16 protein-coding genes and 1 pseudogene are annotated in these 22,697 nt (G+C 70.9%); 10 read left to right on the top strand and 7 right to left on the bottom strand.

All coding sequences use genetic code 11. The annotated features are described in order from the left end of the window. Positions 1–18: 18 nt before the first annotated feature. The gene (locus ACIQWX_RS30095) at positions 19–2,727 is read right to left on the bottom strand and encodes a GH92 family glycosyl hydrolase (RefSeq protein ID WP_400878003.1); all 2,709 of its coding nucleotides are present in this window, start codon (positions 2,725–2,727) and stop codon (positions 19–21) included. 250 nt (positions 2,728–2,977) lie between these two features. Continuing rightward, positions 2,978–3,604, bottom strand: coding sequence for a YigZ family protein (locus ACIQWX_RS30100; protein ID WP_400878006.1), 627 nt, complete (start codon positions 3,602–3,604; stop codon positions 2,978–2,980). Positions 3,605–4,167: 563 nt separating this feature from the next. Here ACIQWX_RS30100 and gltB point away from each other — a divergent pair. Continuing rightward, the gene (gene gltB / locus ACIQWX_RS30105; protein ID WP_400878009.1) at positions 4,168–8,739 is read left to right on the top strand and encodes a glutamate synthase large subunit; all 4,572 of its coding nucleotides are present in this window, start codon (positions 4,168–4,170) and stop codon (positions 8,737–8,739) included. Then, complete coding sequence (locus ACIQWX_RS30110) at positions 8,732–10,183, top strand: glutamate synthase subunit beta (protein ID WP_400878012.1); 1,452 nt, start codon at positions 8,732–8,734, stop codon at positions 10,181–10,183. The genes gltB and ACIQWX_RS30110 overlap by 8 nt, the downstream gene beginning before the upstream one ends. A gap of 58 nt (positions 10,184–10,241) precedes the next feature. On the opposite strand, the gene ACIQWX_RS30115 is transcribed toward ACIQWX_RS30110, so the two are convergent. Then, a complete protein-coding gene (locus ACIQWX_RS30115; protein WP_400878015.1) occupies positions 10,242–11,114 on the bottom strand; it encodes an SDR family oxidoreductase in 873 nt (290 codons plus the stop codon). Between the two features lie 82 nt (positions 11,115–11,196). Here ACIQWX_RS30115 and ACIQWX_RS30120 point away from each other — a divergent pair, with 82 nt between their 5' ends. Further along, positions 11,197–11,769, top strand: a complete 573-nt coding sequence (locus ACIQWX_RS30120; protein ID WP_400878018.1) for a TetR/AcrR family transcriptional regulator — start codon at positions 11,197–11,199, stop codon at positions 11,767–11,769. Positions 11,770–11,785: 16 nt separating this feature from the next. On the opposite strand, the gene ACIQWX_RS30125 is transcribed toward ACIQWX_RS30120, so the two are convergent. Beyond that, positions 11,786–12,772: a helix-turn-helix domain-containing protein gene (locus tag ACIQWX_RS30125; RefSeq protein WP_400878021.1), complete on the bottom strand. Its 987-nt coding sequence runs from the start codon at positions 12,770–12,772 to the stop codon at positions 11,786–11,788. A 260-nt stretch (positions 12,773–13,032) separates the two neighbouring features. Between ACIQWX_RS30125 and ACIQWX_RS30130 the strand changes: the two genes are divergently transcribed. Next, on the top strand, positions 13,033–13,665 hold the full coding sequence (locus ACIQWX_RS30130; RefSeq protein WP_400878024.1) for an RICIN domain-containing protein: 633 nt from the start codon (positions 13,033–13,035) through the stop codon (positions 13,663–13,665). Positions 13,666–13,881: 216 nt separating this feature from the next. Beyond that, positions 13,882–15,279 (top strand): Dyp-type peroxidase, encoded by a 1,398-nt coding sequence (locus tag ACIQWX_RS30135; protein WP_400878026.1) that lies wholly within the window; start codon positions 13,882–13,884, stop codon positions 15,277–15,279. A gap of 87 nt (positions 15,280–15,366) precedes the next feature. On the opposite strand, the gene ACIQWX_RS30140 is transcribed toward ACIQWX_RS30135, so the two are convergent. Beyond that, positions 15,367–16,263: an ROK family protein gene (locus ACIQWX_RS30140; protein WP_400879751.1), complete on the bottom strand. Its 897-nt coding sequence runs from the start codon at positions 16,261–16,263 to the stop codon at positions 15,367–15,369. Positions 16,264–16,458: 195 nt separating this feature from the next. Here ACIQWX_RS30140 and ACIQWX_RS30145 point away from each other — a divergent pair, with 195 nt between their 5' ends. Genes ACIQWX_RS30145 through ACIQWX_RS30155 form a run of 3 tightly spaced genes read left to right on the top strand, consistent with a single transcriptional unit; the run spans position 16,459 to position 18,128 of the window. Continuing rightward, positions 16,459–16,668, top strand: a complete 210-nt coding sequence (locus ACIQWX_RS30145) for a CbtB-domain containing protein (protein WP_400878029.1) — start codon at positions 16,459–16,461, stop codon at positions 16,666–16,668. Positions 16,669–16,686: 18 nt separating this feature from the next. Beyond that, on the top strand, positions 16,687–17,439 hold the full coding sequence (locus ACIQWX_RS30150; protein WP_400878032.1) for a CbtA family protein: 753 nt from the start codon (positions 16,687–16,689) through the stop codon (positions 17,437–17,439). 53 nt (positions 17,440–17,492) lie between these two features. Then, positions 17,493–18,128, top strand: a complete 636-nt coding sequence (locus ACIQWX_RS30155) for a DUF4190 domain-containing protein (protein WP_400878034.1) — start codon at positions 17,493–17,495, stop codon at positions 18,126–18,128. A gap of 3 nt (positions 18,129–18,131) precedes the next feature. On the opposite strand, the gene ACIQWX_RS30160 is transcribed toward ACIQWX_RS30155, so the two are convergent. Continuing rightward, entirely contained in the window at positions 18,132–19,613 is a 1,482-nt protein-coding gene (locus ACIQWX_RS30160; protein ID WP_400878037.1) for a cobyric acid synthase, read from the bottom strand. A 404-nt stretch (positions 19,614–20,017) separates the two neighbouring features. Next, a pseudogene (locus ACIQWX_RS30165) lies at positions 20,018–20,941 on the bottom strand (cobalamin biosynthesis protein); the annotation flags it as partial. 36 nt (positions 20,942–20,977) lie between these two features. Between ACIQWX_RS30165 and ACIQWX_RS30170 the strand changes: the two are divergent. After that, positions 20,978–21,616: a bifunctional adenosylcobinamide kinase/adenosylcobinamide-phosphate guanylyltransferase gene (locus ACIQWX_RS30170; RefSeq protein WP_400878040.1), complete on the top strand. Its 639-nt coding sequence runs from the start codon at positions 20,978–20,980 to the stop codon at positions 21,614–21,616. A gap of 13 nt (positions 21,617–21,629) precedes the next feature. Beyond that, the gene (cobT, locus tag ACIQWX_RS30175) at positions 21,630–22,643 is read left to right on the top strand and encodes a nicotinate-nucleotide--dimethylbenzimidazole phosphoribosyltransferase (RefSeq protein WP_400878042.1); all 1,014 of its coding nucleotides are present in this window, start codon (positions 21,630–21,632) and stop codon (positions 22,641–22,643) included. Positions 22,644–22,697: the final 54 nt, after the last annotated feature.

Consider the following 22,697-nt stretch of genomic DNA (forward strand, 5'->3'; position numbering starts at 1 on the left):
CCACTCACGACCGGTGGGTCAGCGGTAGACCTCGAACTCGTAGATCCGCGCCGCGCCGTCGCCGTTGTTCGTCGGCGTGGTCAGGTTCAGCTTCACGTACCGCGCCGACCGCGTCGCGATCGGGTGGTACGTGCGGCTGGCCCGCGAGCCGCTCACGGACGCGACCGTCGTCCACGTGCTGCCGTCGGTCGACGTCTGGATCGTGAACGCGCCGGTGTTCCAGCCGGTCGTCTCACCGCCCAGGCCCGCGTGCTTGACCACGAACGACGACACGTTCTGCGCCGACCCCAGGTCGACCTGGAGGTACTTGGTCGCCGCCAGGGAGCAGAACTTGCTGTTGTTCGCCACGCTGCCGTCGACGGCGAGGGCCGGCGCCTCGGCCGAGTTGCACGGCGCCGAGCCCGTGGCCGCCTTGCCCTGGGCCAGGTTCGTGCCCAGCTCCGGCGCGGCAGGCGGCGGCGTGAACCCGTCGTTGTACGACGGCGGGACGTCCGCGGTGCTCGTGCCCCACGAGCTCGCCGACGAGCCCATCGTGTAGTTCAGCGTCGACGCGCCCGCGATGTCGCCGTAGCGGATCCACGACTTGGTCGTCGCGGTCCCGTTGACGCTCAGGCTCTGCACGTACTGCGCTCCCTGGCCCGCGCCGGAGCCGGTGATCGTGATCGTCCCGCTGGGCCGGATGATCGACGCCGACGGGAACAGCGGGCCGTGCAGGGCCAGGACGTCCGCGCCGGGCGTCGCCGGGTACATGCCCAGCGCGGCGAAGACGTACCACGCCGACGTCGCGCCGAGGTCGTCGTTGCCCGGCAGACCGCCCGGGCCGGTGGTGAACGACTCGTTCATCACGCGCCGGACCGCGGAGCTCGCGCCCTGCGGGTGGGCGGCGTAGTTGTACGCCCACGGCACGCCGTGCTCGGGCTCGTTGCCGATGTAGAAGTACGGCTGGGTGAGGCCGCCGTTGAGCTGGGTGAAGTGGTGGTCCAGCCGCTGGACGGCGGTCTGGCGGCCGCCCATCAGGTTGATCAGGCCCTGGTAGTTGTAGGGCACCATCCACGTGTACTGCGACGGGTTGCCCTCGGTGTAGCCGCTGTTGCTCGACGGCACGACCGGCCACGCCCAGTTCCCGTCGCCGCCGCGCGGCTGGATGTAGCCCGAGTCGGGGCCGTACACGTTCTGCCACCACTGGGCGCGCTGCATGTAGGTGTTGTACTTCGTGGTGTCGCCCAAGGCTTTCGCGAACTGCGCCACCGCGAAGTCCGACGCCGAGTACTCGAGCGAGTCGGACGGGTCCTCGGTGACGTAGTGCCGGCTGACGTACCCGGACTGACGGCCGCGGATGGCCTGTCCCTGCTGGGTTCCGCCGTTGGAGCTCTTGTCCATCAACGTCAACGCCGCCGCGGTGTCGAAGCCGCGGACGCCGAAGGCGTACATGCTGCCCACGATGATCGGCCCGGGGTCACCGGTCATCACGAAGTGCTCGTTGCTGTTGTGCGACCACTTGGGCAGCAGCCCGCCCTGCTGGCCGTCGAGCACCATCGACTTCGCGATGTCGCTCGCTTCCGCCGGCGCCACCAACCCGATCAGCGCGGCCCACGACCGGTAGATGTCCCAGCCGGAGTAGTTCTGGTAGACGGTGTGCGACGCCGTGTGGATCGCCTGGTCGAACCCGCGGTACTGGCCGTTCGTGTCGCTGGCGATGTTCGGGTTCTGGAAGACGTGGTACAGCGCCGTGTAGAACTTCTGGAGGTCCGCCGTCGCGCCCCCGGTCACCTGGACGCGGTTGAGGATGGTGTTCCAGCTCGTGTCGGCCGCGCCGCGGATGCCGGCGAAGTCGAAGCCGGGGTTCTCGGCGGCGAGGTTCGCCTGCGCGCCCGCGAGGCTGACGAACGAGATGCCGACCTTCGCCTGCACGGTGGTGTTGCTGGAGGTGTCGAAGGTGACGTAACCGCCCGAGTTCGTGCCGCTGGTGCTCGACGACCCGGCGCTCACCGTGCCACCGAGCCAGGTGCCGAACCCGCTGGGCGCGCGGTCGAACTGGATCACGTAGAAGATCTGGTAGGTCTTCGACGAACCGCAGAAGCCGCCGCCGGTCACCGAACCGGTGAGCTGGCTGCCGTTGATGGCGATCGAACCGTTGCGGTTGCCCGTGGCGCTGCGGCCGGTGTTGACGAGCAGCCGCGCGGACGTCGTGGTGGGGTAGGTCAGCTTCATGAAGCCGGACCGCTTGGTCGCCGAAAGTTCGACGGTCGTGTTGTAGTTGTCGAGCTTGTTCTTGTAGTAGCCGGGCGCGGCCGACTCGTTCGCTTTCGTGTAGCGGCCCGCGTAGCCGGTCCAGCCGGTGCCCGGCGAAGTCCCGATCGCGCCGGTGATCGGCAGCAGGCCGAGGTCTTCGTTGTTGGCGCAGCCGGCGCCGTTGAAGTGGGTGAGGCTGAACTCTTCGATGCTGGTGTCGGCGTAGCGGTACCCGGACGGCGACGCGGTCGGGGTGTCCGGGCTGAATTGCACCATGCCGAACGGCACCACGGCACCGGGGTACGTGCTGCCGCCAGCCCCGCCGGGAACCGGGTTCGGCGAGTTGCTGTTGTCCGTGCCGATGAAGGGATTCACGTACTGCGTAAGGGCCAGCGTGGCGGCGCCGGCGGGCGGCGCGACGAGCCCCACGCCCCCGGCGACGACGGCGGCCGCGAGCACGGCCGTGCGCAGCCGTCTGGCGAATGGTCCGGACATGAACCTTTCCTCTCCTTGCCGCACGCGCTTTCCGCTGGGCGACAACGTTGTCGGGCGGGCGAAGCAGGTGGTGACAACGTTGTCAGCTCGGAGCAAGCGACGCTGACAACGTTCGGGTGATCGAGGTGGTACCGGAACTCGGTGGCACGACATGGTGCCACGGAAGGACCCTCGGGCGGAAGCGCCGAAAGTCCGTTGCGCGCCAAGCGGTTCCGGACCGGACCACGCGGCGGCGGTGGACCACTGGCCTTCAGCCCACCACCCAGTGGTCGCCGAGTTCGGTCGTCGACGCCTCACCGTTCGTCAAGTCCGCCAGCCACCCCTCGAAAGCCGGCCCCTCCCCCGGCGCCAATCCGATCTCGAAGCGCGCGAGTTCGTCGAAGCGGGTCGCGTGCACCAAGTACGACGACGCGCGCAGGTCGTTCTCGAGCCGGCCCGCCCGGTCGTAACTCACGGCCACCTCGACGAGCCTGAGACGCCGGTGTTCTAGTACACCAACAACTTCCAGAGCGTCCGAAACGGACTGACCGTACGCGCGGATCAGCCCGCCCGCGCCCAGCAGCACCCCGCCGAAGTAGCGCGTGACGACCGCGACCGTGTCGGTCAGCTCACGCCGTCGCAGCACCTCCAGCATCGGCGTGCCCGCGGTGCCGGCCGGCTCACCGTCGTCACTGGACCGCCGGGTTCGCCCGTCAGCACCCAAAACGAACGCGTGGCAGTGGTGCCGCGCACCCGGATCGGCCCAGCGGCGGGCCGCGATGAACTCGCGCGCCGCCTCCTCCGACGTCACCGGGGCAACGGCGCAGAGGAACCGCGAGCGCTTGATCTCGAGCTCGTGGACGCCGGAACGAGCCACGGAGAGATAACGATCAGTCATCGGACGAGTCCGCCATGCAGCCAGCTTCTCACCCCGGCAGGGCACCGCACCACGCGCCCCAGACCACTTGCGACAGACGTTTTCGCAGGTCAGCGCCTACTTTGACCGATACTCGGGAGAGACGGCCCGGCATATGGGACTACCCTGGGCCTCGTCAACGCAACCGTGGCATTTCCCACCCGGGCGCAACGACGTATGTCGATAACAGCGAATTCACACTATCGTCATAAGACCCGGCGAACCCGGGAGTAACACCGCGCGCTCTGACCGGCCCCCACCACAGTGGCCGGTCCGTGCGCGCACGCAGCACCCGACATGTTCGGCTGCCCAGTGTTGTGCGGCCTCCCAGATGACCCGCGTCCGGTCTCCGAGCATCGACGCTCGGCCGGTACCTCGCGGCATCTTGCACTGTGACACCGACAGCGCAGACACGACCGACGCCGACAACAGCAACTGTTCTCGACTGACCATCGCGGTACCGGACCACTTCGTTAACCGGTTCAGCTCGAACCACTCGATGAGGTGAGTACCGGTCGCGCCAACGCCTTGGGAGGCGGCCAGCCGTGACCCACCGTGCCCGTTCCCTGCCCCCGGCGGGGCAGCAGCTCAGCAACGCCGAGGCCGAGGGCCTCTACCGGAGCGACTACGAACACGACGCCTGCGGTGTCGCCTTCGTCGCCGACCTGACCGGCCGCCGAGATCATTCGATCGTCGCCAAGGCCCTGGTCGCGTTGCGCAACCTGGAACATCGCGGGGCTCGCGGCGCCGAACCCGACACCGGCGACGGCGCCGGGCTGCTGATCCAGATCCCGGACGAGTTCTACCGCGAGGTCGTGGACTTCGAGCTGCCCGAGCCGGGCACCTACGCCGTCGGCACGGCTTTCCTGCCGCAGGACGAAAAGCGCCGCGGCCGGGCCATGACGACCATCGAGCGCATCGCCGCCGAGGAGGACATGCGCGTCCTCGGCTGGCGCGAGCTGCCGGTGCACACCGAGCACTGCGGGCCGACCGCGGCCGAGACCATGCCGCACTTCACGCAGCTGTTCCTCACCGCGCGCCGCCCGAAGCCGGAGCACTCGGACCCGCTGCACATCGAGCGCAGCGCGTTCTGCGTCCGCAAGCGCGCCGAGCACGAACTCGTCGAGGACGACGTGTACTTCCCGTCGCTGTCCTCGCGCACGATCGTCTACAAAGGAATGCTCACCGAGCCGCAGGTCGAGCGCTTCTTCGCCGACCTCACCGACGAGCGCGTCACCAGCGCCATCGGCCTGGTGCACTCCCGCTTCTCCACCAACACCTTCCCGTCGTGGCCGCTGGCGCACCCGTACCGCTACGTCGCGCACAACGGCGAGATCAACACCCTGCGCGGCAACCGCAACTGGATGGACGCCCGCGAGGCCCTCCTCGAAACCGACCTGATCCCGGGCGACCTCAAGCGCGTCTACCCGGTGATCACGCGCGGCGCCAGCGACTCGGCCTCCTTCGACGAGGTGCTGGAACTGCTGCACCTCGGCGGCCGCTCGCTGCCCCACGCCGTGCTGATGATGATCCCGGAAGCCTGGGAGAACCACCAGGAGATGGACCCGGCGCGACGCGCCTTCTACGAGTTCCACTCGACTTTGATGGAGCCGTGGGACGGGCCGGCGCTCGTCGCGTTCACCGACGGCTCCCAGATCGGCGCGGTGCTCGACCGCAACGGCCTGCGCCCCGGCCGCTACTGGGTGACCGACGACGGCCTCGTCGTGCTCGCCTCCGAGGTCGGCGTGCTCGACATCGACCCGGCGACGATCGTCCGGAAGGGACGCCTCGAGCCCGGACGGATGTTCCTCGTGGACACCGCCGAGGGCCGGATCATCGAGGACGAAGAGGTCAAGACCGAGCTGGCCACCGCGCACCCGTACGACGAGTGGGTCGAGGCCGGCCTCCTGCACCTGGAGGACCTGCCCGAGCGCGACCGCGAAGTCCCGCTGCACGCGGCGCTCGTCCGCCGTCAGCAGGCGTTCGGCTACACCGAGGAAGAGCTCGAAGCCATCCTCGAGCCGATGGCCCGCACCGGCGCGGAGCCGATCGGCTCGATGGGCAACGACTCGCCGATCGCGACGCTGTCCAGCCGGCCGCGGCTGATCTTCGACTACTTCATCCAGCTCTTCGCCCAGGTGACGAACCCGCCGCTGGACGCCATCCGCGAGGAGCTCGTCACCGCGCTGGGCACGCAGATCGGCGCCGAGCCGAACCTGCTCGACGGCAACGCGTCGTCGTGCCGCCGGATCGTGCTGCCGTTCCCGGTGCTCGACAACGACCAGCTCGCCAAGCTGGTGCACGTCAACGACGACGGCGACCTGCCGGAGTTCCAGGCCGTCACGGTGCTCGGCCGCTACAACGTCCACGGCGGCGGCGACGCGCTCGTCAAGCGGCTCGACGAGATCCGCGCCGAGGTGTCCGAGGCGATCGAAGACGGCGCGCGGCTGATCGTGCTGTCCGACCGCGGGGTCGACGAAGACCACGCCCCGATCCCCTCGCTGCTGCTGACCGGCGCGGTGCACCACCACCTCGTCCGCGAGAAGACGCGCACGCAGGTCGGCCTCATCGTCGAGGCCGGCGACGCGCGCGAGGTGCACCACATCGCGCTGCTCATCGGCTACGGCGTCGCCGCGGTGAACCCGTACCTGGCGATGGCGACCGTCGAGGAGATGGCCCACCAGGGCCTGATCCCCGGGGTCACGCCGAAGGAAGCGACGTACAACCTGATCAAGGCGCTCGGCAAGGGCGTCCGCAAGACGATGTCCAAGATGGGCGTCTCGACCGTCGCGTCCTACACCGGCGCGCAGATCTTCGAGGCCGTCGGGCTCGGCGAAGAGGTCATCGACACCTGCTTCGCCGGCACGACGTCCCGCCTCGGCGGCATCGGTTTCGAGACCCTCGCCGACGAGGTCGCGAAGCGGCACGAGTACGCGTTCCCGGCCGACGGCGTCCGGGCCACCCACCGCGAGCTGGAAACGGGCGCGGACTACCAGTGGCGGCGCGAAGGCGAGCCGCACCTGTTCAACCCGCAGACGGTGTTCAAGCTGCAGCACTCCACGCGGGCCGGGAAGTACGACGTCTTCAAGGAGTACACGAAGGCCGTCGACGACCAGGCCGAGAAGCTGCTGACGCTGCGCGGGCTGTTCGACTTCAAGTACGGCAAGCGCTCGCCGGTGCCGATCGAGGAGGTCGAGCCGGTCTCGGAAATCGTCAAGCGGTTCGCCACCGGCGCCATCTCCTACGGGTCGATCTCGATGGAGATGCACCAGACGCTCGCCATCGCGATGAACCGCCTCGGCGGCAAGTCGAACACCGGTGAGGGCGGCGAAGACCCGGAACGGCTCTACGACCCCGAGCGCCGGTCCGCGGTCAAGCAGGTCGCGTCCGGCCGGTTCGGCGTCACGAGCGAGTACCTCGTCAACGCCGACGACATCCAGATCAAGATGGCGCAGGGCGCGAAGCCCGGCGAAGGCGGGCAGTTGCCCGGCGCGAAGGTGTACCCGTGGATCGCGAAGACGCGGTTCTCGACGCCGGGCGTCGGCCTGATTTCGCCGCCGCCGCACCACGACATCTACTCGATCGAGGACCTGGCGCAGCTGATCCACGACCTCAAGAACGCCAACCCGAACGCGCGCATCCACGTGAAGCTCGTGTCCGAGGTCGGCGTCGGCACGGTCGCGGCGGGTGTCTCGAAGGCGCACGCCGACGTCGTGCTCATCTCGGGTCACGACGGCGGGACGGGCGCGTCGCCGCTGTCGTCCATCAAGCACGCCGGTGGCCCGTGGGAGCTGGGTCTGGCCGAGACGCAGCAGACGCTGCTGGCCAACCGGCTGCGCGACCGGATCGTCGTGCAGACCGACGGGCAGCTCAAGACCGGGCGTGACGTCGTCGTCGCCGCGCTGCTCGGTGCCGAGGAGTTCGGCTTCGCGACCGCGCCGCTGGTGGTGTCGGGCTGCATCATGATGCGCGTCTGCCACCTCGACACGTGCCCGGTGGGCGTCGCGACGCAGAACCCGAAGCTGCGCGAGAAGTTCAGCGGCAAGGCCGAATACGTCGTCAACTTCTTCGAGTTCATCGCCCAGGAAGTGCGCGAGTACCTGGCGGAGCTCGGTTTCCGGTCGATCGCCGAGGCGGTCGGGCACGCCGAGTTCCTCGACAAGCGCAAGGCGATCGACCACTGGAAGGCCGCCGGGCTCGACCTGTCGCCGATCTTCCACGTGCCCGACATGGCCCCGGCGGGCCTGCGCCTGCAGCAGACGCTGCAGGACCACGGCCTGGAGAAGGCGCTCGACAACACGCTGATCCAGCTGGCCGAAGGCGCGTTGAACTCCGGTGACAAGGTGCGGCTGGAACTGCCCGTCCGCAACGTCAACCGGACCGTCGGCACGATGCTCGGCTCGGAGCTGACCAAGCGGTGGGGCGGCGAAGGCCTGCCCGACGACACCATCGACGTCACCTTCACCGGGACCGCCGGCCAGTCGTTCGGCGCGTTCGTGCCCAAGGGCATCACGTTGCGGCTCTACGGCGACGGCAACGACTACGTCGGCAAGGGCCTCTCCGGCGGCCGGCTGATCGTGCGGCCGCCGAAGGAAGCGACCATCGCCGCCGAGGACCACATCATCGCCGGCAACGTCATCGCCTACGGCGCCACGAGCGGCGAGATCTTCATCCGCGGCAAGGTCGGCGAGCGGTTCTGCGTGCGCAACTCGGGCGCGCTGGCCGTCGTCGAAGGCGTCGGCGACCACGCAGGCGAGTACATGACCGGCGGCCGGATGGTCGTGCTGGGCGGGATCGGGCGCAACTTCGCGGCCGGCATGTCCGGCGGCATCGCCTACGTGCTGGACCTGCCCGCGCACCGCGTCAACCCGGAGATGGTCGACCTCGACCCGCTCGACTCCGAGGACGCGGACTTCCTGCGCGAGACGCTCGAGAAGCACTACGACGAAACGGAATCCGCCGTCGCGCGGGAACTGCTGGCCGACTGGGACGCGGGCGTCGACCGCTTCGGGAAGGTCATGCCGAAGGACTACAAGCGCGTGCTCGCCGCCCAGGTGCAGGCCGAGCGCGACGGGCGCGACGTGAACGAGGCGATCATGGAGGCCGCACATGGCTGACCCCAAGGGCTTTCTGACCACCACCCGCGAAGAGCCGAAGCGCCGTCCGGTCGACCTGCGGCTGATGGACTGGCGAGAGGTCTACGAGGACTTCGCCACCACGAAGCTGCAGAAGCAGGCCGGCCGCTGCATGGACTGCGGGATCCCGTTCTGCCACCAGGGCTGCCCGCTCGGGAACCTCATCCCCGAGTGGAACACGCTGACCTGGCGCGAAGACTGGCAGCAGGCGATCGAACGGCTGCACGCGACCAACAACTTCCCGGAGTTCACCGGCACGCTGTGCCCGGCGCCGTGCGAAACCGCGTGCGTGCTCGGCATCAACGACGACCCGGTGACGATCAAGCGCGTCGAGATCTCGATCGTCGACCGGGCCTTCGACGAGGGCTGGGTGACCCCGCAGCCGCCGTCCGCGCTCACGGGCAAGAAGGTCGCGGTCGTCGGGTCCGGCCCGTCGGGACTCGCCGCGGCGCAGCAGCTCACGCGCGCGGGCCACAGCGTCGTGGTCCTCGAGCGGGCCGACAAGATCGGCGGGCTGCTGCGCTACGGCATCCCCGAGTTCAAGATGGAGAAGTCCCGCCTCGACCGGCGCCTCGACCAGATGCGCGCCGAGGGGACGGAGTTCCGGACGTCGGTGAACGTCGGCGAGGACATCACGGCTTCGGAGCTGACGGCTTCTTACGACGCCGTGGTGCTGGCCGGCGGGGCGACCGACTGGCGTGACCTGCCGATCCCGGGTCGCGAACTCGACGGCATCCACCAGGCCATGGAGTTCCTGCCGCCGGCCAACCGGGTCGCTTCGGGCGACCTCGATGCGTCTCCGTTCGACGCCTCGGGATTGGACGTCGTGGTCATCGGCGGCGGCGACACGGGCGCGGACTGCGTCGGGACGTCGCACCGCCAAGGCGCGCGTTCGGTGACGCAGCTGGAGATCATGCCGAAGCCGCCGGAGGCGCGTTCGGACGCGCACCCGTGGCCGACGTACCCGATGATCTACCGGGTGTCCTCGGCGCACGAAGAGGGTGGCGAGCGGCTGTACGCGGTGAACACGCAGGAGTTCCTGGGTGACGATGCCGGCCGCGTGCGGGCGTTGAAGCTGGTCGAGGTGCGCAACGAGGGCGGCAAGTTCGTCCCGGTGCCCGGTTCGGAGAAGGAACTGCCGGCGCAGCTCGTCCTGCTGGCGATGGGCTTCCTCGGGCCGCAGAAGAAGGGCCTCGTCGAAGACCTCGGCGTCGAGCTGGACGCGCGTGGCAACGTCGCCCGCGACAAGGCGTTCAAGACGAGCCTGGACAACGTGTTCGTGGCCGGTGACATGGGCCGCGGCCAGTCCCTGATCGTGTGGGCGATCGCGGAGGGCCGCAGCGCCGCGGCCGGCGTCGACGCCTTCCTGACCGGGCGGGACGTCCTGCCCGCCCCGATCGCGCCGACGGACCGGCCGATCGCGTAGAACCCGGCGCCGGCGGGGGTGTCACTGTCGCCACCTCCGCCGGCGCTGTCCCACTTCTTCAGCCGTAGTAACCGTTTCCGAGGTCGTCGAGCAGTCCCGGGTGGGTGGGCTGCCAGCCGAGCAGCGCCTGCGTCTCCTTGCTGGACGCGGGCTGGTCGATCGCCAGGAGCGGCCCGAGGAAGCCGAGTTCTCCGGCGTCGACCGACGTGGGTGGCAGGCCGAGGCGGCGCCCGGCCACTTCGGCGACGTCCCGGATCGCCACGCCTTCGTCGCCGACCGCGTGCAGCACCGAGCCCGCCGGCGCCTGCTCCAGCGCGAGGCGGAACAGGTGCGAGGCGTCGGCGACGTGCACCGCGGGCCAGCGCTGCGCGCCGTCGCCGACGTACGCGGCGATGCCCTTCTCCCGGCCGAGGCCGATCAGCCGCGCGACGAGACCGTGCTCATCCCCCTCGCCGTGCACCGACCGCGGCAGCCGCACGACGGACGCGCGCACGCCCCGCTCCGCCGTCTTCAGCACCGACCGGGCGACCTCCATGCGGCCGGCGACCGGCCCGAAGCCGTCCGGGTCGTCCCGTTCGGTCGCGGTCCCGCCGGCCACGATCGGCGTCCCCGAGGCGGCGATGAACGGCTTGCCGTCGAGCACCGGGCCGAGCGCGTCGACAAGGGCCGCGTCGGTGCGGATCGACTCTTCGATCCGGCTGAAGTCGTGGCCGAAGGCGAGGTGGACGACACCGTCGGCGCCGTCGGCGGCCTTTCGGAGGGCTTCGAGGTCCTGTAGGTCGCCGCGAAGCACGTCGGCGCCCGTTTTCGCGACGGCTTCCGCCGAGGCGTCCGACCGGGCGAGCCCGACGACGTCGTGGCCGGCTTCGAGCAGTTCGGGGACGAGGGTCCGGCCGATCCAGCCGGACGCCCCGGTGACGAAGACACGCATGAGAACCTCCCTGTGATGACACCTGGTGACATCACCGTAGCACGTGTGACGACACTCGGTGTCATCGCCTAGGCTGGACGGCATGAGCCGCTGGGAGCCGAACGCACGCGAGCGGCTGGTGCGCGCCGCGGTGGAGTCGTTCCTGGAGCGGGGCTACGACGTCGTCACGGTCGCGGAGATCACCGAACGCGCGGGGTTGACGAAGCGGACGTTCTTCCGGCACTTCGGGGACAAGCGCGAGGTGCTGTTCGCTGGCCAGGACGTCCTGAGCGGCCTCCTCGCGGACGCGATCACGGCAGCGCCGTCGTCCGCGACGCCGATCGAGGCGATCTCGGCGGCGTTGACGGCGGTCGAGACGACGTTCGACGCGGAACGGCGGGAGTGGGCGGCGAAGGTCCAGCGGGTGGTCTCGGGTCAGCCGGATCTTCGCGAGCGCGAGTTGTTGAAGCGCGCGAAGCTTCGGGGCGCGATGGCATCGGCGTTGCGCGCTCGTGGAGTCGCGGACCCGGCGGCGAGCTTGGCCGCGGAGATCGGCGGGTTGGCGTTCACGACAGCCTTCGCGCGCTGGGTGGAGCCGGCGAACTCGAGGGGTTTCGGTGAGTTGGCCCGGGAAGCTTTGGCCGAACTCGTGAAAGCCGCCGGCGCCTTGAGCTGACCGCGCGAGCCGCGCGTCAAGTGTCCAGGAGCGCGCTTCCCAGCGGCGTGAGCGAATGCAGCACCGTGTTCCGCTCCCGGTGCGTCGTGATCAGCCCGGCCCGCCGCAGCACCGTCGTGTGCTTGCTGACCGCCGACGGCGTGACCCCCAGCCGCGCCGCCAGCTCCGACGTCGAACACCCCACCGCCAGCACCGCCAACGCAGCCGCGCGAGTCGGACCCAGCAGGTCCGCGAGAGCCTTTTCCGACGCCTTGTGCGCACCGCGGCCGAAGCCCGCCGGCGGCGCGGCCTGGCGGACGCACGGGTAGTGCAGCCGCGGCGTACCGCCCGGAGCCGCCGGGACCAGGCCTGGGCACACCGAGTAGTACGTCGGCACCAGCAGCAGGCCCGTGCCCTCCGAGGGCACCGTGCCGGCGATCCGGTCGTCGGTCTCCAGTTCGGGCGCGTCCCAGCGCACCAGGGGGCGGAGGCCGGTCAGCAGCGCGTCGACGCCGCCGTGGAGCAGCAGCTGCGTGCGCATCCCGAGGTCGGCGTCCACCTGACCGGACACCGTCTCCCAGCCGGGCGCGATCGCGACCTCGTGGTAGTCGCGCATGGCCTGGACCAATCGCGGCAGGCCCGCGGTGTCGCCGTCGGCGAGCGCGGCCGCCCACGACGGCAGATCGCGCCAGACCGGCGCGGTGCGCAACGCCGTCTTCAGGCTCAGCGGATCCGTCTTCAGCACCGCCGCGAGCCCGGATTCCAGTTCGTAGCGCCCCGCCGCGGGCAGCAGGAATCCCGGGAGCGGCGCGTCGGGACGGCACAGCCACATCAGCACCGCGGCCGAGTCGGGCAGGCTCTGCCACACGCGGTACCGCCACCGGTTGAACGCGCCCGAAGCCGCAGTGCGGCCGCCGTCGCGGCGTTGCAGGACCTGCAGGCTCGCGGCGAGCTCCCCCATCGGGTCGGCCGCGGCGGCGAGCCCGACGCGGACGAGGTCGGGCAAGGTCAGCTCGATGCGCAACGCCACTCCCCCCGGTGTCTGCCCCTCTATCGGCGCCGGTTCCGTTCCGTTACACGCCTGACGTGCGTTTTGGCCCCTCGCGGAAATGACCTCGACGACGACGGGACCGCACTGAATGATGGTCCGAGAGACCGCTTTCGGGGGTTTGACGGTCTCGACGAGGGGGATTCGCCGGCACGTCCACGCGCCGGGTCCACACGGGCCCGGTGGCGGTTGGCGCCCTTTCGTCACCACGGGTGAACCGACGAAAAGGGGAAAGCATGACGAAGATGAAGCGGCTGATGGTGACGGCCGTCGCGGCGGCGGGCCTGTTCGGCCTCGTCGCCGTTCCGCAGGCCGGCGCGGCGCCCGCCGAAGGCAAGGGGACCGCGGTCTCGGTGCTGGCCGGCGGGATCAAGCTGCGGCCGGCGAAGGTCGGTGCCGCGCACCGGTCCACCCCCGGGGTCGCGGGCGCGCAGGTCGCCGAGGCCGACGCGTACCTGATCGAGTCCGCCGCCTTCGGCCGCTGCTGGGACGCGGACCTGGGCACGATCGGCGGCAACGGCACGAAGATGCAGCTGTGGGACTGCGACGTGTACGCCGCGAACCAGGCGTTCTACGTCACCTCCATCCCGGAGGGCTACCTGCGCTTCCAGAACGTGCAGAGCGGCCGGTACCTCGACGCCGACCTCGGCACGGCCGGCGCCAACGGCACCAAGGTCCAGCTGTGGGACTACCGCGCGGGCGCCAAGAACCAGTGGTGGGCCGACACCGTGAACCCGGAAGGCTACCTGCGCCTGCAGAGCCCGCAGAACGGCCGCTACCTGACCGGCGAGGGTTCGGTCGGCGCCAACGGCACGCGCCTGCAGCTGTGGGACTACATCGCGGGCGGCAAGTCGCAGTGGTGGTACTGACCAATTCCTGACGAGACGCGGGTCCCGGTTCCGGGGCCCGCGTTTTCGTTGCGGGCGAACGGTTCCGCGTTCAACTTAATCTTTCGTGTGAATGCCGGGATTTCGGTGGCACGCGACAGGACGGCGAGGGCAGCCTGGTTCCAGGGGGCACGCACCGCACCGGCGAGGGGGTTCGGTGCGGGCGTGCGCCCGTTTCACACGGGAGGGGAGCCCGCAATGAGTGTCGATCTGTCCACCACTTTGTCCTGGACCACCGCGACCGGGGACGCCGAGGTGATGCTCGGCGAACTGCAGCCGAACATCCTGAAGGCCCACGTCCGCGACCACCTTTCCGCGCTGCTGCTGGGTTTCGGCGACCCGGCGGAGGCGCGGGCGTTCCTGGTCTCGGTCACCGGGAAGATGAAATCCGCCAAGGCCCACCTCGAGGAGGTGGGTGCGTTCAAGGAGTCCGGCGCGGCGGGCACACCGTACGTCGGAGTCGGGCTCACCGCGGCGGGTTACGGCGTCCTCGGCGTCACGGAGTTCCCGTCGGACGAGTCATTCCGGCGTGGAATGGCGGCGCCGGACACCCGGCAGCGGCTGAACGACCCGCCGCGGTCGACGTTCGATCCGGGTTACCACGGCGAAATCCACGCGGTGGTACTGGTCGGCGCCGCGACGGACAAGGCGATGACCGCCCGGCGCAACGAAATCCTCGGTCTGCTGCCGGATTCGGTGACGGTGCTGGCGGAGGAAACGGGCCTGGGCCGCGTGAACGCGCGCGGCGAGGGCATCGAGCACTTCGGGTACGTCGACGGCCGGAGCCAGCCGCTGTTCCTCACGGAGGACGTCGACGCGGAGAAGAACAACACGGACGGCATCAACGTGTGGAACCCGGCGGCGCCGCTGTCCCAGGTGCTGGTGCCGGACACCGCGGCCCCGGACCCGGGCGTGCACTTCGGCAGTTATTTCGTGTTCCGCAAGCTGGAGCAGAACGTGCGCCGGTTCAAGCAGGCGGAGTCGGACCTGGCCGACACGCTGGGCCTGACGGGGGAAGACCGCGAGCGAGCGGGCGCGATGCTGATCGGCCGGTTCGAGGACGGAACACCGTTGACGACGCAGCGCGAAGACGGCGCGGAAAGCCCGGTGTCGAACAACTTCACGTACGACAGCGACCGCGCGGCGCTGAAGTGCCCGTTCCAGGCGCACATCCGCAAGACGAACCCGCGAGGCTCGGGAGGAGCCGAGGACCCTTCCGGCGAGCGCCTGCACTTGATGGCGCGTCGCGGGGTGACGTACGGAGAGCGCCCGGACGACCCGAACGCGGACGTACCCCCGGCGGCGCGTCCCAGCGGCGGCGTGGGGTTGTTGTTCATGGCGTTCAATTCGGTGCTGGGCAACCAGTTCGAGTTCACCCAGACGCTGTGGGCGAACAACCCGGGCTTCCCGATCGTCGAGGGCGTGACACCGGGACTGGACCCGGTGATCGGCCAGGGTGAGCGGGGGACCTCGGAGTACACGGTGGAGTGGGGCGGATCGGTGCAGCAGACGGCGGAGCCGGTGCCGCAGGCAGTGACGTTGCGGGGTGGGGAGTACTTCTTCATGCCGTCGCTGGCTTTCCTGCGGGCGCTCTGACGGCGTCGCGCGCCTGTTGTCAAAAGCCGTGAATGCCACATTCAGGGACAAAAGCCTTCGATGTGGCATTCACGGCCTGGCGGCACGTCAGTCCTTCAGCAAGTCGAGCGCCAGCAATCCCGCACCCAGCCGGCCGGCCTCGTCGCCCAGCTTCGCGATCCGCAACTCCGGCATCCGCTGGAAAGTCAAATGCGCCGCCAGCCATTCCCGAACCGGCTCCAGCACGTAGTCCGCCGCGGTGAACAACCCTCCGCCGAGCACGATCACCTCCGGACCCAGCAACGTCAACAGCGTGCGGATCCCGTGCCCCAACCCGTCCAGCGCGTCCTGGACCACCGCCACCGCCACCTCGTCGCCGTGGCGGGCCAGCTCCACCACCTCGCGCGCCCCGTCGGCGGCTCGGCCCGTTCTCTCCGTGTACCTCCGGGCGATCGCCGCCGCCGAGGAAATCGCCTCCAGGCAGCCCGTTGCGCCGCAGCCGCACTTGCCCGGGTGGCCCACGTCGATGTGCCCCACCTCGCCCGCCTGCCCGTGCGCCCGGTGGATCCGGCTGTCCAGCAGCAGCGCCGCCGCGATGCCCGTGCCCACGGGGATGAACGCCGCGTTCGTCGCGCCCTGGCCCGCTCCGACCCGGAACTCGGCGATGCCGCCCGCCGTGACGTCGTGGCCGAACGCCACCGGCAGCCCCAGCCGTCCCTCCAGCAGCTCGCCGAACGGCACCTCGCGCCAGTCGAGGTTGGCCGAGAAGTGGCAGACGCGGGTCTCCTCGTCGACGATCCCGGGCACGACCACGCCCACCGCCGACGGCCGCCCGGTGCCCGCCTGCTCCGCCAGCGCCGTCACGATCTCCGCGACCTGCGCGGCCAGCGCCGTGCCGTCGGCGCTGCGTGCCGTCTCCGCCCGCAGCGTCGCCTTGGGCTGGAGCTGCTCGTCGAGCAACGCCGCCTTGATCGTCGTCCCGCCCACATCGAGGGCCGCCACCATTCGAGTCACCGCGGCATTGTCACATTGACGCGGCCCAAACGGCGGACCTACGCTCAACCGGCCAGACGAGGAGATTCCGGAACGCGGTGCAAGTCCGCGCGGTCGCGCCACTGTGACCCCACCAGGGGGAAGCCAGACCCGGATCCCTTCGTGCAGTCCCCGATGAGGCCGCGAAAGCCCGAGGAGGCCACGCTCATGTCCCACACGGCAGTTCCCGCCGTCCCGCTCCCGATCCGCATCCCGATCCGTGAGATCGTGCCGTGGGCGGTGTTCGTGGTGCTCCTCGCCCTGATCGCGCTGTACTTCGTGAGCGCCGAGCAGGGCGCGACGGCGGTGTTCGCGAACTCCTACGTCCACGAGTTCGTGCACGACGGCCGGCACCTGCTGGCCTTCCCCTGCCACTGAGCGGCGGCGCAACTTCCCATGATGAAGACCTTGCTGGTCCGCGGCATGCTCGCGGGCCTGATCGCCGGCGTGCTCGCGTTCGGGTTCGCCTACGCCTTCGGTGAGCCGTCGGTGAACACCGCCATCGGCCTCGAAGACTCCGGTGGCCACTCCCATTCACACGACGCCGGCGCCGCGCCGGCCGAAGAACACGAGGAAGAGCTCGTCCCGCGGGACATCCAGAGCACCGTCGGGCTGCTGACCGGCGTGCTGGTCTACGGCGTCGCGATCGGCGGCCTGCTTTCGCTGGCTTTCGCGTTCGCCCAAGGCCGCCTCGGCAACCTCCGCCCCCGCGTGACGGCGTTGCTGCTCACCGGCGGCGCGTTCGCGGTGGTGTTCCTGGTGCCGTTCCTGAAGTACCCGGCCAACCCGCCGGCGGTCGGCCAGCCGGGCACGATCGGCTCGCGCACCGAGCTGTACTTCGGGTTCGTCGCGGTGTCGCTGCTGGTCGGCATCCTCGCGACGGTGTTCGGCCGCAAGCTCGCGGACCGCTTCGGAGCTTGGAACGGCTTCCTCCTGGCCGCGGCGGGCTACGTCGTCGTGATCGGCGTGGCGGCCTGGCTGATGCCGGCGGTGGACGAAGTCCCGGCGGACTTCCCCGCCTCGACGTTGTGGAGCTTCCGCACGGCGTCGGTCGGCACGCAGGTGACGCTGTGGCTGGCGCTCGGACTGGCGTTCGGCGCCTTCGCCGAGAAGGCACTGACCAAAAAGGCCACTGTCGCCGCTTCGTGATCTCGGGCCTCTAAGGTTTCTCCCGCCGGGTCGGGGGATTCCGGAGGGGACCCGTGTTCGACGAGACGCGCTCGACGCTGTCCAGTCATGCCCAGACGACCGTCCGCGGACCCGTCGAGTCCCCCGGGACCGACGGGTTCGCGATCACGGCGTTCGTCCTGGGGTTGCTGGGGGTGGTCCCGCTCGCCGTCGGCTTCGGGATCCGCGCCCTGGTCCGGATCGGCCGCACCGGCCGGGACGGCACCGGCCTGGCCATCGCCGGGCTGGTGCTCGGCGCGCTGTGGACCCTCGGCGGCTTGGTGGCGATCACGCCGCAGCAGGCCAAGCACGCGGCGGCGGCCCCGGACTACATCGACACCATGGCGGTCGGCGACTGCCTGGACTCCGACGCGGACAGCGCGCAGGTGATCCGGGTCGCCTGCGACCTGCCGCACGACGAGCAGATCGCCGCGCGGGTCGACGTCGGCAACGGGTACGAGACCTACCCCGGGCTCACCGCGCTGCAGGAGCTGGCGCAGCCGTTGTGCCGCATCGCGGCGGCCGCGTCCTTCCCCGGCGGCACCACGCCGCCCGGCATCGAGTTCGCCGCGCACGTCCCGACCGAGTCGTCCTGGAACGCCGGGGCCCGGGAGGCGGTCTGCACCGCGCGGCAGGTCAGCGGGAAGCTCACCGGCCCCGTGCGGCCCTGACCGTCAGGGCGCGCCGGGCGGGACGAGCGGCAGGTCCTTCGGCGTGCCCAGCTCCAGCAGGGTGCGCAGCGCCGCCGTGTCCAGGTGCTCGTCGATCGCGTCGGCCAGCTTGTCCAGCATCTGCTCCCGCAGGTCGGCGAAGCCGGGGGCATCCGGCGCCGGGGTCCACTCGACGCCGGACTGGGCCGCCGCTTCGGTGAGCCAAGCTCGGCGGAACGCGTCGTTCTCGAAGGCCCCGTGCCACATCGTGCCCCAGACCGCGCCGTGGCGGCTCCCGTCCAAAAAGGACTCCAAGGGCGCCTCGGTGGTCACCGAGCCGTGGTGGATCTCGTACGCCTCGACGGGGGTACCGCGCCACTCCCCTTTTGGTCGAGCGAGGACCTTTTCTTCGGCGAACGTCACCCGAGCCGGCAGCAGGCCGAGACCGGGCACCTCGCCCGCACCGGACTCGACGTCGTCCACAATGGACTCGGCGAGCATCTGGTAGCCACCGCAGATGCCGAGCACCGGACGTCCGGCGGCCACGCGGGCCGCGACCGCCGTGTCGAGGCCGCGCTCGCGCAGCCAGGCGAGGTCGGTGACGGTGGCACGCGACCCGGGCAGCACGACGACGTCGGCGTCCGCGACGGTGTCCGGGTCGGCGGTGAGCGTGACGGTGACACCGGGTTCGGCGGCGAGCGCGTCGACGTCGGTGGCGTTGGACGCGCGCGGGAACCGCACGACGGCCACCCGCAGACCGCGGCCGTGGGCCTCCCGGCGCCACCCCGCGGCGGCGAGGGCGTCCTCGGAGTCGATCCAGACGCGGTCGAGCCACGGGAGCACGCCGAGCACCGGCCGTCCGGTCACCTTCTCGAGGCTGTCGAGGCCGGGGCGCAGCAGGCCGACGTCGCCGCGGAACTTGTTGACGACCCACCCGGCGACGAGCGCCTGGTCATCGGCCGACAGCAGGGCGAGGGTGCCGAACATGGCGGCGAGGACACCACCGCGGTCGATGTCGCCGACGACGAGCACCGGCAGCCCGAACCGCCGGGCGAGCCCCATGTTGACGTAGTCGCCGCCGCGCAGGTTGATCTCGGCGGGACTCCCGGCCCCTTCGCAGACGACGACGTCATAGCGCTCGTTGAGATCTTGAAAGGCACCGAAGGCGATCTCGGCCAGCCCGGCGCGCCCGGTGGCGTACTCGCCGGCTTCGAGGGTGCCGAAGGGCTGCCCGAGCGCGACGACGTGACTGCGCCGATCACTGCCGGGCTTGAGCAGAACGGGATTCATGGCGGCTTCGGGCTCAACGCGAGCGGCCCGCGCCTGCACCCACTGGGCGCGCCCGATCTCGGCACCATCGGCGCAGACCATGGAGTTGTTGGACATGTTCTGAGCTTTGAAGGGCGCAACGCGCACCCCGCGCCGGGCCAGCCACCGGCACACCCCGGCGGTGACGAGACTCTTACCGGCATCGGAGGTGGTGCCGGCGATGAGAAGGCCGCTCACCGGGCGGCTCGTGCTTTGCCCAGAGCCGGCACTGCGCGGGCGAAGTTGTCGACGACCCGCGCTGCGCGGGGCGAGTTGCCCGCGGCCCGCGCTGCGCCGGCCGAGTTGCCCACGACCCGCAGTGCGCGGGCGAAGTTGCCCACGACCCGCACCGCCCCAGCCGAGTTGCCCACGACCCGCAGTGCGCCGGCGAAGTTGCCCACGACCCGCACCGCCCCAGCCGAGTTGCCCACGGCCCCCATTGCGCGGGTGCTGTTGTTCGCGACCCGCGCTTTGCGGGCAAAGTTGTCCACAGCCCGCAGTGCGCCGGCGGAGTTGTCCACAGATCGCCGAACGGCCCTTCCCCGGCGCGCCCTGCCGATAGACTGGACAGGGGACGCCCCCCAGGGAGTGGTGGGGGCTGCGACGGCGGTGGCGATGGCTGCTGCAGCTGCTCCGACCAGGCGCGATAGGCGCACTGCTCGGCGCAGGTCGACCGGTTGCGGGTCGCGTCCCTCGCCCAGCCGGGCGCGGCTCTCCAACTCGCCGCCGTAGCTGTTCGTCCCGCCCAGCCGGATGTTCAGCGCTCCCGCGAATGCCGCCTCGACCTGGCCCGCGTTCGGGCTTGGGTGGCGGCTGCCGTCTCGGCGCCAGATGCGCCACGCCTCGCCTGCGCGTCCTCCCGCCAATGGTGCGCACAGCGCCGTGATTGCCGCGCCGATCCGCGATGGCACCAAGTTGGCCACGTCGTCGGCGCGGGCCGCGGCCCAGCCGAACCGGCCGTAGCGCGGTGACCGGTAGCCGACCATTGCGTCCAGCGTGTTCAGCGCCCGGTAGCCGAGCAGTCCCGGCATTCCGGCGACCGCGCCCCAGAACAACGGGGCGACCACGGCGTCCGACGTGTTCTCGGCGATCGACTCGGTCGCCGCGCGGGTGAGCTCGGCTGAGTCGAGCGTCGTCGCGTCGCGCGCGCACAGGTGCGAAAGCCGCTTACGCGCCGAAGGTACTTCGTCCGCTTCGAGCAGCCTGGCCATTTCGGCGCCTTCGGCGGCGAGGCCCCGGCCGCCGAGCACGACCCACGTACACACCGCCGTGAGCGAGAAGCGCGCGAAGGGGCTTCGCCGCGTCGCCGTCTGAAGCGCGACTCCGAGGCCGACGGCGCCGAAGGAGCACAACCCCGCGTACACGGCTCCGCGCGGCTTCGAGTCCGCCCACACGAGACGTTCGAGGCGTGCCGCCGCCGAGCCGAACAACGCGACCGGGTGACCCCGTCGGGGGTCGCCGAACAGGGTGTCGGCGGCGTATCCGGTAACGAGTCCGGCAGCGGTTGTCCCTAGACGGAGTGGCACGTGGCGCACGGTAGCGCGTGCACCACAATGCCGGGTATGACTGTGCCCACCGCCTCCGCGGGAAAAAAGACGTCGGCGAGGCTGACGGCCCGCCTCGCGGGCTACCTCGAGACCCTGGCACGCGCCCTCCGCCGGTACGGCCGCGACGAAGGCAAGGTGCTCGTCCTCGGCGGCGTCCGCTCGGGGAAGTCGCGGCACGCCGAACGGCTCGTCGCCGGCCACCCGCACCTGGTCTACGTCGCGCCCGGCCTCCCCGCCGGCGAAGACGACCCGGAATGGGCCGCGCGGGTGGCCGCGCACCAGGCTCGGCGGCCGTCGCACTGGAAGACCGTCGAGACCACCGACCTCGCGGGCACCCTCCGGAAGGCGACCGAACCGCTGCTGATCGACTGCCTCGGCACGTGGCTGTCCCGCGTGCTGGACGACGTCGGCGCGTGGAAGCAGAAGCCGGGCTGGGAGCACCGGCTGGACGACCGGCTCGAAGACTTCCTCGCCGCGTGGGCCGCGGCGCGGGTGCCGGTGGTCGCGGTCAGCAACGAGGTCGGCAGCGGTGTGGTGCCCGCAACGTCGTCCGGACGGCTGTTCCGTGATGTGCTGGGCGCACTCAACAACCGGGTGTCCGCCGACGCCGACCGGGTCGTGCTGGTCGTCGCGGGCCGGGCGCTCGACCTGTAGCCAGGAGGCGCCCGTGTTCGACGTACCCGTCCCCGATGCCGCCGCCCGCGCCGCCGCGCAGGAGCGGCTCGACGGCCTGGTCAAGCCGCTCGGCTCGCTCGGCAGGCTGGAGGAGATCGCCGCTTGGCTGGCCGCGGCGCACGGGAGCGTGCCGCCGCGGCCGCTGGACGACGTCCGGGTGGTCGTCTTCGCGGGCGACCACGGCGTGTCGGCGCTGTCGGCGTACCCGCGCGAGGTGACCGCGGCGATGGTGCGGGTGTTCCTGGCGGGCAAGAGCGGCGTCAGCGTGCTGGCCGCGCAGGTCGGGGCGAAGGTGCGCGTGGCCGACTTGGGCGTCGACTGGGACGGCGCGGACGTACCGCCCGAGGTCACCGCGCACAAGATCCGCCGCGGTTCGGGCTCGATCGACGTCGAGGACGCGCTGCTGCCGGGTGAGGCGCGGGCGGCCTTCGAGGCCGGCCGGGCGATCGCCCGCGAGGAAGCGGACGCGGACGTGCTGATCCCGGGCGACATGGGGATCGGCAACACGGCGATGTGCGCGGCGCTGGTGGCGGCCTCGCTGGGGCTGCCGGCCGCCGAGGTGGTCGGCACAGGGACCGGCGTCGACGCGGACGGCCTCGAGCGCAAGACGGCGGCGGTCGCGGCGGCCCTGACGCGGACGGCGGGCCGGACGGAGGACCCGTTCGACCGGCTGACGGCGCTGGGCAGCGCGTGCGTCGCGGCAACGGCCGGCTTCCTGGTCGAGGCGGCGGTGCGGGGGATCCCGGTGCTACTGGACGGCGTGTTCTCGGGCGCGGCGGCCCTGGTCGCGCGGGACATCGCGCCGGGCGCGGAGCAGTGGTGGCTGGCCGGGCACCGGTCGACGGAACCTTCGCAGGCGTTCGCGCTGAAGGCGCTGGGACTGGAGCCGATCTTGGACTTCGGGCTGCGGCTCGGCGAAGGCAGCGGGGCGGTGCAGGCGGTCCCGACGCTCCGCGCCGCGCGCGCGATCTTGGCCGACATGGGTCTGCTGGCGGACCTGGCATGAGGGCAGCCCCCGCCACTCCCTGGGGGGCGTCCCCTGTCCAGTCTATCGGCCCCC

The sequence above is a fragment of the Amycolatopsis sp. NPDC098790 genome (assembly GCF_044759945.1).
GTDB lineage: Bacteria > Actinomycetota > Actinomycetes > Mycobacteriales > Pseudonocardiaceae > Amycolatopsis.

Coding starts and splice junctions, on each gene's coding strand:
- ACIQWX_RS30095 (WP_400878003.1), bottom strand. CDS start 2,727: ATGTCCGGACCATTCGCCAGACGGCTGCGCACGGCCGTGCTCGCGGCC.
- ACIQWX_RS30100 (WP_400878006.1), bottom strand. CDS start 3,604: ATGACTGATCGTTATCTCTCCGTGGCTCGTTCCGGCGTCCACGAGCTC.
- ACIQWX_RS30110 (WP_400878012.1), top strand. CDS start 8,732: ATGGCTGACCCCAAGGGCTTTCTGACCACCACCCGCGAAGAGCCGAAG.
- ACIQWX_RS30115 (WP_400878015.1), bottom strand. CDS start 11,114: ATGCGTGTCTTCGTCACCGGGGCGTCCGGCTGGATCGGCCGGACCCTC.
- ACIQWX_RS30120 (WP_400878018.1), top strand. CDS start 11,197: ATGAGCCGCTGGGAGCCGAACGCACGCGAGCGGCTGGTGCGCGCCGCG.
- ACIQWX_RS30130 (WP_400878024.1), top strand. CDS start 13,033: ATGACGAAGATGAAGCGGCTGATGGTGACGGCCGTCGCGGCGGCGGGC.
- ACIQWX_RS30135 (WP_400878026.1), top strand. CDS start 13,882: ATGAGTGTCGATCTGTCCACCACTTTGTCCTGGACCACCGCGACCGGG.
- ACIQWX_RS30140 (WP_400879751.1), bottom strand. CDS start 16,263: ATGGTGGCGGCCCTCGATGTGGGCGGGACGACGATCAAGGCGGCGTTG.
- ACIQWX_RS30145 (WP_400878029.1), top strand. CDS start 16,459: ATGTCCCACACGGCAGTTCCCGCCGTCCCGCTCCCGATCCGCATCCCG.
- ACIQWX_RS30150 (WP_400878032.1), top strand. CDS start 16,687: ATGATGAAGACCTTGCTGGTCCGCGGCATGCTCGCGGGCCTGATCGCC.
- ACIQWX_RS30170 (WP_400878040.1), top strand. CDS start 20,978: ATGACTGTGCCCACCGCCTCCGCGGGAAAAAAGACGTCGGCGAGGCTG.